Origin of the sequence: Geminicoccus sp. (genome assembly GCF_036263595.1) — a bacterium.
GTDB lineage: Bacteria > Pseudomonadota > Alphaproteobacteria > Geminicoccales > Geminicoccaceae > Geminicoccus.
Window position 1 is genome coordinate 36,266 of record NZ_DATAGQ010000219.1, and the last position, 13,911, is coordinate 50,176.

Below are 13,911 nucleotides of genomic sequence, written 5' to 3' on the forward strand. Positions count from 1 at the left end.
CCGTCCTGACGCTTTTGTCATCTCTTGCGCATGAAGCTAACGCGCCACTGCCGTCCGGACCAGCCGCTCAGTCGGAAAGCGGCTCGAACATGGCCAGGGCCTCGGCATGGACGCGCGGATCGCCGGCCACGATCACGCGGCCAGCCGAGCCCAGACCGACCGGGCGGCCCTTCCAGTCGCTGACGATCGCACCGGCGCCGGCCAGGATCGGCAGGATCGGCAGGTAGTCGTAGGGTTGCAGTCCCTGCTCGACCACCAGGTCGACGAAGCCGGCCGCCAGCAGGCCGTAGCCGTAGCAGTCGGTATTGAACTGCGAGAGATAGACCTTCGCCTCCAGCGCGTCGAAGGCCTCGCGCTCGGGCCCCGGCGCGAACATCCGACGGGAATAGGACGCGAGTACCGCCCGCTCCAGGCCTGGGCAGGGACGGGTCCGGATCGTCCTGCCGTTGAACATCGCCGGCGATCCGGACACACCCACCCAGCGCTCGCGCAGGATCGACTGGTCGATCAGGCCCAGCAGCGGCTGGCCGCGGTGCAGCAAGCCGATCAGGGTGCCGAACTGCGGCCGGCCGCAGATGAACGACTTGGTGCCGTCGATCGGATCGAGGACCCAGACGAACTCTGCTCCGAGATCCTGCTGGCCGTACTCCTCGCCGAGGATCCCGTGGCCAGGGTATTGCGCCTCGATCAGCTCCCGCATGCGCAGCTCGGCCTGCCGGTCGGCAATGGTCACCGGGCTCTCGTCGAGCTTGCTCTCGATCGTCAGTTCAGCCCGGAACCAGTGCCGCTGGACTTCGGCGGCGGCGTCGGCCAGCCGGTGCCCGAAGGCCAGCAGTTCCTGAACGGCGTCAGCCACCCTGCGCGGGAGCGGCTGGGGCGGCACCTTCCGCTGGCGCAGCTGGCGCCGCCGAACCTTCTGCCGGCGCAGCTTCCGCCGGAGCGGCCTCGGCCGTCGGCAGCGGAGGTGCCGCGGGATTGAGCGAGTGGAGGTAGGCGATCACGTTGGCGCGCTCATCGGGCTTGGCAATGCCGGCGAACGCCATCTTCGTGCCGGGGATATAGACCTTGGGCGCCTTCAGGAACTGGTCGAGCTCCTCGGCATCCCATGGCGCCTTGTGCTCGGTCATGGCCGCGGAATAGCTGAAGCCCGCATGGGCGCCGGCGGGACGGCCGTAGACGTCGTACAGGCCGGGCCCGATCTTGTTCTCGTTGCCGGCGTCGAAGGCATGGCAGGCCGCGCACTTCTTGGCCGAGGTGGCACCGGCCTCCACGCTGGCCGAGGCCAGGCGCACCGCGATCGGCTCGTCCGGCTGCTCGGTCGGCGCGTTCGCCTCCGCATCCGCAACCTCGACATGGTAAGCGTTCTCCTCGGGCATCTCCGGGCTGTACAGCATCCGGGAGATGACGCCCGAGCCGAGCGCGATGATGCCGGCGGTCAGGATGCCCGCCATGAGCTTGTTGCTTTCGAGCGACGATGCCATCAGGTAGCGAGCCTTTCCATTCAACCGGTCGCCGCGCGCGGCGCTGGCCGCCGGCTGGTCGAGATGCCGCGTCGGCCGCGTGCGGCTCTAGCGAGCATGATCGGCTGCCGTCAAGTTGACCAGCACCCGCGCCGCTTCGTCGCAAGCGGCTGGCACCAGGTTTCGTTCCCGTTGGCCTGTCTGCGTGGAGCAGCACCTTGAGCGATACGGTCGTCCTGATCCCGGCGAGGATGAAGGCATCCCGCCTTCCCGACAAGCCGCTCGCCGACATCGCGGGCGTGCCGATGATCGTCCATGTGTGGCGGCGCGCCATGGAGGCCAGGGTCGGGCGTGTCGTCGTCGCCTGCGCGGAACCCGCCATCGCCGCCACGGTCCAGGCGGCCGGTGGCGAAGCGGTCATGACCGATCCCGAGCTTCCCTCGGGCACCGACCGGATCACCCAGGCCCTGGCGACGATCGACCCGGAGCGCCGGTTCCAGCGCGTGGTCAACCTGCAAGGGGACCTGCCGACGCTCGATCCGCGCGTGCTGGGCCAGGTCCTGGAGCCGGTGGAACGGCTGGGAACGCCGATGGCGACCTTGGCCTGCGCCACCGAGGATCCGCGCGAGAAGGCCGACCCGAACGTGGTCAAGGCGGTGGTCTCCCAGGATGCGGCAGACCCGAGCCTTGGCCGCGCCCTCTACTTCACGCGGGCGACCTGCCCTTCCGGCGACGGGCCGATCCTGCACCATATCGGCATCTACGCGTTCACCCGCGAGACCCTGGAGCGGTTCGCGACCCTGCCGCCCTCGCCGCTGGAGCGACGGGAACGGCTGGAACAGCTCCGCGCGCTGGAGAACGGCATCGCGATCGGCGTGAAGCTGGTGGAGACGGTTCCGTTCGGCGTCGACACCCCCTATGACCTCGACCGCGCCCGCCAGATCGTGACCTTGGCCAGAAGCTGAAGAATGCCTGAACCGACCGCTCCCGTGGCACCGCACCCGGCGAACACCATCGCCTTCCAGGGACGGCCCGGGGCCTATTCGCACCTGGCCTGCCACCAGGCCTTCCCCGACATGGTGGCGCTGCCCTGCCATTCGTTTGAGGACGCGTTCGGCGCCGTGCGCGAGGGGACAGCGAGGCTGGCGATGATCCCGGTGGACAACACGGTCGCCGGCCGGGTCGCCGACGTGCATCACCTGCTGCCGCGCGGCGGCCTTCACATCGTGGCCGAGCATTTCGTGCGGGTGAACCATCATCTGCTGGGCCTGCCCGGCTCCAGCATCGACAGGCTCCGCTCGGCCGAAAGCCACGTCCACGCCATCGGCCAGTGCCGCCAGTTCCTGCGACGCCACCAGTTGCAGGCCCTGGTGGTCGCGGACACGGCCGGCGCTGCGCAGGACGTCGCGACGGCGGGCGATCCCACCCGCGCGGCCATTGCCTCGCAACTCGCCGGCGAGCTCTACGGCCTCGTGTCGCTTGCCTCGAACATCGAGGATGCCGAGCACAACACGACCCGATTCCTCGTCCTGGCGCGTGAGCCGGAGGATCCCGGACCCGCGACCGATCCGGTGATGACGACCTTCACCTTCACCGTGAAGAACCGCCCGGCCGCGCTCTACAAGGCGCTGGGCGGCTTCGCCACGAACGGCGTCAACATGGTGAAGCTGGAAAGCTACATCGACGGCACCTTCTCCCAGGCGCAGTTCTACGCCGACATCATGGGCCACCCCTCGCATGACGGGGTCCACCTCGCCCTGGAGGAGCTGGGATTCTTCAGCCACTCCGTCGAGATCCTGGGCGTCTACCCGGCCCATCCGTTCCGCCAGCAGATCGGATAGGCACGGCGCCCCTTGTGGACAGCCCCTCGGGTCCCTGCCTCAGCCCTCGTCCTTGAGGGCTCCCATCAGCTGCAGATTGCCCCCGACGGCTGCCGTGTTCACCGTCAGGGTACGTTCCGTCAGGAAGCGCAGCAGGTAGTGCGGGCCGCCGGCCTTGAACCCGGTGCCGGACAGGCCCTCGCCACCGAACGGCTGGGTGCCTACCACGGCACCGATCACGTTGCGGTTGACGTAGATGTTGCCGGCCCGCACCCGCGAGGTCAGCGTCTCCACGGTCTCGTCGATCCGGGAATGCACGCCGAAGGTCAGGCCGAAGCCGCTGGCTTCGATCGCCTCGACCACCTTGGGCAGGTCGCCCGTGCGCCAGCGCACCACGTGGAGGATCGGTCCGAACACCTCCTCGGTCAGACGGCCCATCCGGTCGATCTCGAATGCCATGGGCGGCACGTAGCTGCCATGGGCGCAAGCATCGGGGAGCGGGCAGCGGAAGAGCATCCTGCCTTCGCGCGCCATCCGTTCCGCATGGGCCACAAGCTTCGCCTTCGCACGATCGTCGATCACCGGCCCGACATCGGTGCTGATCTCGCCCGGGTCGCCGACCGCAAGCTCCTCCATCGCGCCGTTGAGCATCTCGATCGTCCGGTCGGCGATCTCGTCCTGGATGAATAGGACGCGCTGGGCCGAGCAGCGTTGGCCGGCCGAGCGGAACGCGCCGTCGATCGTGTCCTGGACCACGGCTTCCAGCAGCGCGGAGCTGTCGGCGACCAGCGCGTTCATGCCGCCGGTCTCCGCGATGAACGGACGGATGGCATGCTCGGTCGCCGCCATGGCCCGGTTGATCCCGAACGCCGTCGCGGTGGATCCGGTGAACGCGACGCCGACGCAGCGGGGATCGGTGACCAGCACCGGGCCGATCACGCCGCCCTCGCCCGGCAGGTAGACCAGCGCGTCCTCCGGAACCCCTGCCCGGTGGAGCAGATCGCAGCACAGCTTGCCGGTAAGCGAGGTCGCCTCGGCCGGCTTGGCGATCACGCTGTTGCCGGTCACCAGCGCTGCTGCCAGCTGTCCGGTGAAGATCGCGACCGGGAAGTTCCAGGGTGCGATCGTCACGAACACGCCGCGCGGATGGAGGGTGAGCCGGTTGCGCTCGCCGGTGGGGCCAGGCAGGTCGATCGGCCGGTCGAGCAGGCGGCGGGCCTCGGCTGCGTAGTAGCGCAGGAAGTCGATGGCCTCGCGCACGTCGGCCACGGCATCCAGGATCGTCTTGCCGGCTTCCCGCACGCAGAGCGCCACCAGTTCCGGCATGTGGCGGCCGAACAGGTCGGCACCGCGCTCGAGCGCTGATGCCCGCTCGTCGACCGGGCGGCGCGACCAGCGGGCATGACCACCTTGGGCGAACGCCATGGCGCGGCCTGCTGCATCCGCATCCGCGAACACCACGCTGCCGACCTCGCGGCGCCGGTCGGCCGGGTCGTGCACCGGCCGGGGCGCCGCCGTGCAGCCGACGCCTGGCACGGCATGCATGGCCGGAACATTGGCGAGGCTCCGTGCCAGCGCTGCCAGCTCGTTCGGATCGCTCAGGTCGATGCCGTCGCTGTTCTTGCGCGTAGGCTGGTAGATGTCGCCCGGCTTCGGGATCGCCGGGTGGCGCTTGACGTGGAGGCTGCGCAGCCGCTCGACCGGATCGCTGACCAGATCGTCCAGCGACGCGGAGCGGTCCACAACCTGGTGGACGAAGGAGGAGTTGGCGCCGTTCTCCAGGAGCCGGCGCACCAGGTACGGCAACAGGTCCTTGTGGCTGCCGACCGGCGCGTACACCCTGCAGGGGACCGGCAGCCGCTCGGCCTTCATCAGGTCGCCATAGAGCGAATCGCCCATCCCGTGCAGCTTCTGGAACTCGAAGTTCCGGTTGTTCCCTGCAAGCTCCAGGATGGCGGCGAGTGTTTGGGCATTGTGGGTGGCGAACATCGGATAGAAGGCCTGGCCGCCCTGGAACAGCGCCTTGGCGCAGGCGAGGTAGCTGACATCGGTTGCGACCTTGCGGGTGAAGACCGGGTAGTCGCTGTAGCCCATCGACTGGGCCTTCTTCACCTCGCCGTCCCAGTAGGCGCCCTTGACCAGCCGGACCGGGATCTGCCGCGATGTCCGCGTCGCCAGATCGGCCAGCCAGTGGATCACGTGCGACGCGCGCTTCTGGTAGGCCTGCACGGCCAGGCCCAGCCCGTTCCAGCCGCGCAGCACCTCCATGCCGGCCAGGTGCTCCATGATGTCCAGGGACGGCTCCAGCCGCTCGCTTTCCTCCGCGTCGATGGTGACGGCGACGTCCAGCTGCCGGGCACGCTCCAGAAGCTGGCCCAGCCGCGGCAACAGCTCGCCCATCACGCGCCGGTGCTGGGCATATTCGTAGCGGGCGTGCAGCGCCGACAGCTTGATCGAGAGCGAGGGGCGTCGGAGGAGCTGGCGTGACGGCGGCGCGCTGGCCGCCACCCGCTCCAGGGCATGCAGGTAGCTGGCCAAGTACCGCCTGGCGTCGTCGTCCGTGCGGGCGGCCTCGCCCAGCATGTCGTAGGAGTAGAGGAAGCCCTGCTTTTCGGCGGACCTGGCGCGCGCGGCTGCCTGGTCGATCGTCTGGCCCAGCACGAACTGGTGGCCCAGCACCTTCATCGCCTGCTTGAGCGCCTCGCGGACAATCGGCTCGCCGAGCCGCCCGACCATGCGCGAGATGCGGCCGACGAAGCCCGGCCCGTCATCGTCCAGGCTCAGAAGCCGGCCGGTCAGCATCAGGCCGAAGGTCGAGGCGTTGATCAGGAAGCTCTCGGACGACGCCAGGTTCTTCTGCCAGTCCGTATCGCCGATCTTGTCCTTGATCAGGAGGTCGGCGGTCTCCGCATCCGGCACGCGCAGGAGTGCTTCGGCCAGGCACATGAGCGCCACGCCTTCCTCCGTGTCGAGCGCATAGGCGTGCATGAAGGCTTCCACGCCGCCGGAGGAGGTCGCGTCTTCCCGCAGTCGCTCCGCCATCGAGCGGGCCGAGGCCGTGATCCGCTCGCGCTGGTCGACCGAGAACGAGACGGCAGCCAGGAGCCGGACGGCCGTCCTGTCCTCGTCCTCGTGGTAGGCGCGCCTGATCGCATCGCGCAGCGGCGACGGATCGACGGGCGGAAGATCGGTCAGAATGGGTGCGAGGGCCATGGCAGCATTTCCTGTCGTGCGCCCGGATTGGATGGCAGCGACGACGCTAGCACAACCCTATGCGCGCAACTGCCGCTTCCTCCAACCCTGGGCAGCACGGCTCGCACCCTGGTGCCCGAGCAAGGCCGTCACGGTCTCGCCAGCCAGCACGAGACGGTCCAGGTCCACGCCGTGCCGGATGCCCATGCCGTCCAGCATGAACACGAGGTCTTCCGTCGCCAGGTTGCCGGCAGCGCCCGGTGCGAAGGGGCAGCCGCCCAGTCCGGCCACGCTGCTGTCGACCGTGCGGACGCCGAGTTCGAGGGCGGCCAGCACGTTGGCCAGCGCCTGCCCCATCGTGTCATGTGCATGGATCGCCAGGTTCTCCAGGCCGGCGCTTGCCGCACAGGCCTGGACGATGCCTGCGATCTGGCGGGGCGTGCCGGTGCCGGTGGTGTCGCCCAAGGAGATCTCGGTGCAGCCGATCCCGATCAACGCCTCGGTGACCTTCACCACCTGCTCCAGCGGCACCTCTCCCTCGTAGGGGCAACCGGCGATGCAGGATACGTAGCCACGTGCGGCCAGGCCCTGCGACTTGGCCTTGGCCACGACCTCGTCCAGCCGGGCCATCGTCTCGTCCATGCCGGCCCCGCCATTGCGCTGGGAGAAGGTCTCGCTGGCCGCTGCGAACACGGCGATCTCCGTCGCACCCGCATCCACCGCGGAGCGCAGCCCCCGCCTGTTCGGCACGAGAACGGGAAGCCGCACCTGCTGGAGGTCGCGCAGCCCGGCCAGGACGTCTTCCGTGCCGGCCATCGCCGGCACGAGGTCGGGCCGGACGAAGGCGCCGGGCTCGATCGTGCGAAGGCCTGCTGCTGCCAGGCCGCGGATGAGCGCGATCCGGTTCTCCACGTCGAGGATGGTGGCCTCGTTCTGCAGGCCGTCCCGGGGTCCCACCTCCACGATCCTGACCTCGGCAGGGATGGCCGCGAGCAGGTCGGTCATGGCGCCAGCTCCGCCAGGACGTCGCCGGCCAGGACCCGGTCTCCCTGCGCCACCATGAGCGCCGTGACGCGGCCGCCGATGCTGGCGGACAGGCGGTGCTCCATCTTCATGGCCTCCAGGATCACCAGGACATCACCCTTGACCACCTGATCTCCCAGCCTGGCCGGCACCGCAATGATCTTGCCGGGCAATGGTGCCCGAAGCACCGGCCCCCCGTCCTGTTCGGTCTGTCGATCGGCCACGTGGCTCATCGCCAGGTGGATCTGGCGGTCCAGCAGCGTGACACCGGCGGAATCGACCCGAACCAGCCGGTGGCGGCGATGCCCGTCGATCTCGACCGCCAGCAGGTCCGGCGTGGAGGTCCAGGCCGCCCGGAGCCTGAGCGTGCTGCCGGCGGCCTCCACGTCGAAACCGTCATGCAGGTGGCGGACGCGGACATCGCCCGCCACAAAACTGACCGTCTCCTCGGCCGGCAGGTTCAGGCGCCAAGGCTCTCGGGAAGACAGCCATGGGTCCCGGCCGTCGACGGGGCGGGTGAGCAGGCGGGCGATTGCTCCGACCACGAGATCTTCCGTGCCCGGCGCCGGCTGCTGCACGAGCGTCGACAAGGCACCTTCCAGCCAGTTCGTGTCGATCCCGCCATCCACGAATTCCTGGTCGGCCAGCACACGGTCCAAAAGCCGCATGTTGGTCGCGACGCCGTCGATCCTGGTGCAGGCCAGGGCGGCACGTGCCCGGCGCAAAGCGGCAGACCGGTCGCGGCCGTGTACGATCAGCTTGGCCAGCAAGCTGTCGAAATGGGCGCCCACCACCATCCCGTCCGCCAGGGCGTGATCGACCCGCATGTCGGGCGGAAGGGCAACGTTGCGGATCGTGCCGCTGGTCGGCCGAAGCCCTTGATCCGGGTCCTCCGCGCAGATCCGCAGCTCCACGGCATGGCCACGGATCTGCACCTGCTCCTGGCCCATGGCCAGCCTCTCGCCCCGGGCGATCCGCAGCTGCCATTCCACCAGATCCAGGCCCGTCACCAGCTCGGTCACCGGATGCTCGACCTGCAGGCGCGTATTGACCTCGATCAGGTACCAGGAGCCGTCCGGCGCCACGAGGAACTCGACCGTTGCGGCATTCGTGTAGCTGGCTTCGCGCACCAGGCGCACCGCCGCCGCGCCCAGGGCGGCGCGGGTCTCCGCCTGCAGGAAGGCCGCCGGGGCCTCCTCGATGACCTTCTGGTGGCGGCGCTGCAGCGTGCAGTCGCGTTCGCCCAGATGGATCACGCTGCCATGGCTGTCGGCCAGCACCTGCACCTCGACATGGCGTGGGCGCTCGACCTGCCGTTCCAGGATCAGCGTGCCGTCCCCAAACGCCGCCAGCGCCTCGCCCGCTGCCGCCTGCAGCAGTTCCGGCAGGTCGGCCATGTTCCGGACCACCCGCATGCCGCGCCCGCCCCCGCCGGCGCTGGCCTTGATCAGCAGCGGCGGCCCGATCCGCGCGGCCTCGGCTTCTAGCCGCTCCTGGTCCGCTCCGTCATAGCCCGGCACGACCGGAATGCCATGGTCCACGGCCAGCTGTCGGGCCGCCGCCTTCGAGCCCAGCCGGCGCATCGCCTCTGCCGACGGTCCGGCATAGGCCAAGCCGGCCGCCACCGCCGCCTCCACCAGGTCCGGGCTCTCGGACAGGAAGCCGTAGCCCGGATGCAGCGCGTCGCAGCCGGTGCGGGCGGCGGCATCGATCAGCTTGCCGATGTCCAGGTAGGTCTCGGCGGCCGTCTCGCCGCCAAGATCGATCGCCTCGTCGCACTGCACGACGTGCGGGGCGTCGCGGTCGGGCTGGCCGAACACGGCCACCGTCCTGATCCCGATCCGGTGCGCGGTCCGCGCGATCCGGCATGCGATCTCGCCGCGATTGGCGATCAGGAGCTTTCTCACGAGGGGGGCTTCCAGCAGGGCGCACGCTTTTCGAAGAAGGCGGCGATACCCTCCCTGCCCTCCTCGCTCACGCGCCGCGCCGCGATCGCCTCCACGGTCGCGGCGGCGACGAGGCTGCCGGATTGCGGGCTCGTGGCGACGAGGTCGATCACGCGCTTGGCCTCGGCGATGGCGCCGGGCGCTCCCTGCAGCACGAGGTCGATGAACTCGCCGCCGCGCTCATCCAGCCGGTCCGGCGGCACCACCTCGTGCACCACGCCCAGCCGCTGGGCCGTATGGGCGTCAAAGCGCTCGGCCGTCAGAAACCAGCGGCGCGCCTGCCGGCTGCCCATGGCCCGCATCACGAAGGGCGCCACGATCGCCGGCACCAGGCCCAGCCGCACTTCCGTCAGGCCGAACTGGCAGCCCTCCGCCGCGATCGCGATGTCGGCAGCGCATACCAGCCCCAGGGCGCCGGCCATGGCCGCCCCATGCGCCAGGCAGATCGTGGCCTGCGGCAGCTGGTCGAAGGCCACCAGCATCTCGCAGAGCCGGCCGGCGTCGACCTGGTTCTCGTCGAGCGTGAACCCGGCAGCACGGCGCATCCAGGCGAGGTCGGCGCCGCTGCAGAACGCCGGGCCCGCCCCCTTGAGTACGACCACCCGCACGTCGTCGTCATGAGCCAGCGCCACGAACTGGTCGTGCAGCGACGCGATCATCCCCTCGTCCAGCGCATTGCGCTGCGCCAGCCGGTTCAGGGTGATATGCACGGCGGAACCCGTCCGCTCGACCAGCAGCGTCATCGCCTACATCCGGAACACGCCGAACCGGGTGTCCCCGATCGGCGCCGAAAGCGAGGCTGCCAGGGAAAGTGCCAGCACCCGGCGGGTGTCCACCGGGTCGATGATCCCGTCATCCCAAAGCCTCGCCGATGCATAGTAGGGATCACCCTGGCGGCCATATTGCGCGCGCACCGGCGCCTCGAAGGCGGCCTGGTCATCGGCGGACCAGTGCTCGCCGCGTGCCTCCAGCGCATCGCGCCGAACCGTCGACAGCACGGAAGCAGCTTGCTCGCCCCCCATCACCGAAATCCTCCCGTTCGGCCAGGACCACAGGAAGCGCGGATCATAGGCCCGCCCCGCCATGGCATAGTTGCCGGCCCCGAAGCTGCCGCCGACCAGCAGGGTGATCTTCGGCACCTCGGCGCATGCCACGGCATGGACGAGCTTGGCCCCTTCCTTCGCGATGCCGCCCTGCTCGTAGGAACGCCCGACCATGAAGCCCGCGATGTTCTGCAAGAAGACCAACGGGATCCGGCGGCGGCAGCAAAGCTCGATGAAGTGCGCGCCCTTGGCCGCACTCTCGGCGAACAGGATCCCGTCATTCGCGAGGATGCCGAGCGGCATGCCCATCAACTGGCCGAACCCCGTCACCAGCGTGGCGCCGTAGCGCGGCTTGAACTCCTCGAAGCGGGAGCCGTCCAGGATGCGGGCCAGGAGTTCCCGCACGGGCCAGGGCTCGCGGACATCCTCGGCGATCAGCCCGTAGAGGTCCTCCTCCGGATAGAGCGGTGGCTCGGGTTCCTGCGTGATCACCCTGTCCGCGGGCGGCGTCAGGTCGCGGATGGCTGCGCGCGCCAGCAGGAGGGCATGCGCATCGTCGCTCGCCAGCTGGTCGGCCACGCCGGACTGCCGCGTGTGCATCTCCGCACCGCCCAGTTCCTCCGCGCTCACGACCTCGCCGGTGGCAGCCTTCACCAGGGGCGGGCCGCCCAGGAAGATCGTGCCCTGCTCCTTCACGATGATGGTCAGGTCGGCCATGGCCGGCACATAGGCGCCGCCGGCCGTGCAGGAGCCCATGACCACCGCGACCTGCGCGACGCCGTCCCGGGACATGCGTGCCTGGTGGAAGAAGATCCGGCCGAAATGCTCCCGGTCCGGGAACACCTCGTCCTGGGCCGGCAGGAACGCGCCGCCGCTGTCCACGAGATAGACGCAGGGCAGCCGGTTCTCCCAGGCGATCCGCTGCGCGCGCAGGTGCTTCTTCACGGTAAGCGGAAAATAGGTGCCGCCCTTCACGGTCGCGTCGTTGGCGACGACCATGCAAGTGCGCCCCTCGATCCGGCCGATCCCGGCGACGAGCCCGGCTGCCGGCACCGGCTCGTCATGAACCCCGAAAGCTGCGAGCTGCCCGACCTCGAGAAAGGCGGAGCCGGGGTCCAGGAGGCGGTCGATCCGGGTGCGCACGAACAGCTTGCCACGCGCTTCGTGCCGCGCGCGCGAACCGGCACCGCCACCTTGCGCGATGGCAGCGACCCGCTCCCTGAGGTTGGCAGCGAGGGCCCGGTTATGGGCTGCGCGGCGGCGGAAGGTCTCGCTGCGCCCGTCCAGCGTCGAGCGGAGTACCGTCACCGGCCTGACCTCGGCACCTCAGGTTCCCCTGAGTCCAGCCTACCAGCCGCCACTGGCCAGCCACCGCTCGACATGGTCCAGGCGGTCCGCACCCCAGAACGGCTCGCCATCCACGAAGATGAACGGCGAGCCGAACACGCCCCGCTCGATGGCATGATCGGTCTCGGCCTTCAGCCGCTCCTTGATCGCGGGATCAGCGACCGCTTCGCGCAGGGCCGTCTCGTCGATCCCGAGCGTCCTTGCCACCTCGACCACCTGCTCGATGGCCGACAGATCCCGGCCTTCGGCCCAGTGCGCGAAGAACACTGCTTCCGCAAAGCCGCGCGCCATGTCCGGGTCGGCGCCATGCAGCCACCAGAAGGCGCGGCTGGCGGCAAGCGAGTTCATCGGCAGGTTCGGCGGCAGGGTGAAGGGAGCGTCCATCAGCCGGGCGCAGCGAGGCGCGTCGCGGAGAAAGTAGGGCCCCCGCAGCGGAGCCTGGACGTTCGGGACCGATCCCGTGAGCTTGAACATGGCGCCCAGCATGATCGGCCGCCAGCGCACTTCGCGCTCGTAGGCGCCTGCGATGCTGCCGATCCTGAGCGACGCCAGGTAGGCGTAGGGGCTGGCGAACTCGAAGTAGAAGTCGAGTGGCTCGTTCATGCACCCCCCAGCCCGGTGAGCTGGCGACCGATCAGCCCCCGGCGGATCTCCGACGTGCCGGCGCCGATCTCGTAAAGCTTCGCATCGCGCATCAGCCGCTCCGCCGGGTAGTCACGGGTATAGCCGTTGCCCCCGAGGATCTGGATGGCATCCAGCGCCGCAGCCGTCGCACTCTCCGCCGCGAGCAGCAGGCAGCCGGCGGCATCCTCCCGGCTGGTCCGGCCTGAATCGGCCGCGCGCGCCACGGTGTAGACGAAGGCACGGGATGCCTGCAGCCGGGTGTAGAGGTCGGCGAGCTTGCCCTGGATCAGCTGGAACGACCCGATCGGCTGGCCGAACTGATGCCGGCTGCGCGCATAGTCCAGCGCCAGGTCGAAGGCTGCCTGATGGATGCCGAGCGGCCCGCCGGCCAGCACGATCCGCTCATAATCCAGTCCCGACATCAGGACCCGCACGCCGCCGCCGACCGAGCCCAGCACGTGCGTGTCCGGCACGAACGCGTGATCGAACACCAGCGGTGCCGTGGGCGACCCGCGCATCCCGAGCTTGTCCAGCTTCGGCCCGACCGTGAAGCCCGGCGTGCCGCGCTCGACCAGGAAGGCCGTGATTCCCTTGGGCCCTGCCGCCGGGTCGGTCTTCGCATAGACGACCAGCAGGTCGGCTTCGGGCGCGTTGGTGATCCACATCTTCTCGCCCGTCAGGCGCCAGCCGCCATCGGCCTTGAGCGCGCGCGTGCGCATCGACACGACATCCGAACCGGCATTGGGCTCGGACATGGCGAGCGCACCGACATGCCGCCCGTCGATCAGGCCGGGGAGGTGGCGCGCACGCTGGTCCACGCTGCCGTTCAGGCGGATCTGGTTCACGCAGAGATTGGCATGCGCGCCATAGGACAGGCCGACCGACGCGCTGGCGCGGGACAATTCCTCCATGGCCACGACATGGGCGAGGTAGCCCATCCCGCTGCCGCCCTCCTCGGCTGGCACGGTCAATCCCAGCAGGCCGAGCTCTCCCAGCTTCGGCCAGAGCTCGCGCGGGAAGCGGTCGTCGCGGTCGATCGCCGCGGCGATGGGCGCGATCTCGTCGGCGGCCAGGCGGCGCAGCATGTCGCGCAGCGCCTGGATCTCTTCAGGCAGGTCGTGGTCGAGCATCGGAACCTCCTTTCAGAGAAGTACCAGGGTCGCCAGGGCCAGGAAGCTGAAGAATCCGACGACGTCGGTGACGGTCGTGAGAAACACGGTGGAAGCCACGGCCGGATCGAGCCCCATGCGCTGCAGGCAGAGCGGGATCGCGGCACCGGCCAGGCCGGCCACCGCGAGGTTGATCAGCATCGCAGCGCCGAACACCAGGGCCAGCTCGCCCTGCCAGAACCAGATGAACGCGGTGGCCAGCCCGACCAGCAGGAAGCTTCCGCCGTTCAACAGGCCGACCAGCGATTCCTTGAGGACCAGCCGGTAGGTCTCGCCCCGCCCGAGAT

12 protein-coding genes are annotated in these 13,911 nt (G+C 69.6%); 2 read left to right on the plus strand and 10 right to left on the minus strand.

The window, feature by feature from the left end:
- Window positions 1–67: 67 nt before the first annotated feature.
- Window positions 68–856, minus strand: coding sequence for an inositol monophosphatase family protein (locus tag VHL31_RS24235; protein ID WP_329663821.1), 789 nt, complete (start codon window positions 854–856; stop codon window positions 68–70).
- Window positions 849–1,481 carry a cytochrome c family protein gene (locus VHL31_RS24240; RefSeq protein ID WP_329663822.1) on the minus strand — a complete coding sequence of 211 codons (633 nt, stop codon included), beginning with the start codon at window positions 1,479–1,481 and terminating at the stop codon, window positions 849–851. Before VHL31_RS24240 ends, VHL31_RS24235 begins: the two co-directional genes overlap by 8 nt.
- 197 nt (window positions 1,482–1,678) lie before the next feature.
- Here VHL31_RS24240 and VHL31_RS24245 point away from each other — a divergent pair, with 197 nt between their 5' ends.
- Window positions 1,679–2,425 (plus strand): 3-deoxy-manno-octulosonate cytidylyltransferase, encoded by a 747-nt coding sequence (locus VHL31_RS24245; protein WP_329663823.1) that lies wholly within the window; start codon window positions 1,679–1,681, stop codon window positions 2,423–2,425.
- Window positions 2,426–2,428: 3 nt separating this feature from the next.
- Window positions 2,429–3,301, plus strand: coding sequence for a prephenate dehydratase (locus VHL31_RS24250; protein ID WP_329663824.1), 873 nt, complete (start codon window positions 2,429–2,431; stop codon window positions 3,299–3,301).
- A 39-nt stretch (window positions 3,302–3,340) separates the two neighbouring features.
- Here the strand turns inward: VHL31_RS24250 and putA are convergent, their stop codons facing one another.
- The 8 genes from putA to VHL31_RS24290 form a co-directional block, all read right to left on the minus strand.
- Window positions 3,341–6,493 carry a bifunctional proline dehydrogenase/L-glutamate gamma-semialdehyde dehydrogenase PutA gene (gene putA, locus VHL31_RS24255; RefSeq protein ID WP_329663825.1) on the minus strand — a complete coding sequence of 1,051 codons (3,153 nt, stop codon included), beginning with the start codon at window positions 6,491–6,493 and terminating at the stop codon, window positions 3,341–3,343.
- Window positions 6,494–6,550: 57 nt separating this feature from the next.
- The gene (locus VHL31_RS24260) at window positions 6,551–7,477 is read right to left on the minus strand and encodes a hydroxymethylglutaryl-CoA lyase (RefSeq protein WP_329663826.1); all 927 of its coding nucleotides are present in this window, start codon (window positions 7,475–7,477) and stop codon (window positions 6,551–6,553) included.
- Window positions 7,474–9,402, minus strand: coding sequence for an acetyl/propionyl/methylcrotonyl-CoA carboxylase subunit alpha (locus VHL31_RS24265; RefSeq protein WP_329663827.1), 1,929 nt, complete (start codon window positions 9,400–9,402; stop codon window positions 7,474–7,476). Before VHL31_RS24265 ends, VHL31_RS24260 begins: the two co-directional genes overlap by 4 nt.
- Window positions 9,399–10,184: an enoyl-CoA hydratase-related protein gene (locus VHL31_RS24270; protein ID WP_329663828.1), complete on the minus strand. Its 786-nt coding sequence runs from the start codon at window positions 10,182–10,184 to the stop codon at window positions 9,399–9,401. The genes VHL31_RS24265 and VHL31_RS24270 overlap by 4 nt, the downstream gene beginning before the upstream one ends.
- Before the next feature lie 3 nt (window positions 10,185–10,187).
- Complete coding sequence (locus VHL31_RS24275) at window positions 10,188–11,792, minus strand: carboxyl transferase domain-containing protein (RefSeq protein WP_329663829.1); 1,605 nt, start codon at window positions 11,790–11,792, stop codon at window positions 10,188–10,190.
- Between the two features lie 39 nt (window positions 11,793–11,831).
- Window positions 11,832–12,434 carry a 2-hydroxychromene-2-carboxylate isomerase gene (locus VHL31_RS24280; RefSeq protein ID WP_329663830.1) on the minus strand — a complete coding sequence of 201 codons (603 nt, stop codon included), beginning with the start codon at window positions 12,432–12,434 and terminating at the stop codon, window positions 11,832–11,834.
- Window positions 12,431–13,585 (minus strand): acyl-CoA dehydrogenase family protein, encoded by a 1,155-nt coding sequence (locus VHL31_RS24285; RefSeq protein ID WP_329663831.1) that lies wholly within the window; start codon window positions 13,583–13,585, stop codon window positions 12,431–12,433. The genes VHL31_RS24280 and VHL31_RS24285 overlap by 4 nt, the downstream gene beginning before the upstream one ends.
- A 12-nt stretch (window positions 13,586–13,597) precedes the next feature.
- Window positions 13,598–13,911, minus strand: a 314-nt coding sequence (locus VHL31_RS24290; RefSeq protein ID WP_329663832.1) for a magnesium transporter, incomplete at its 5' end; no start/stop codon positions are given.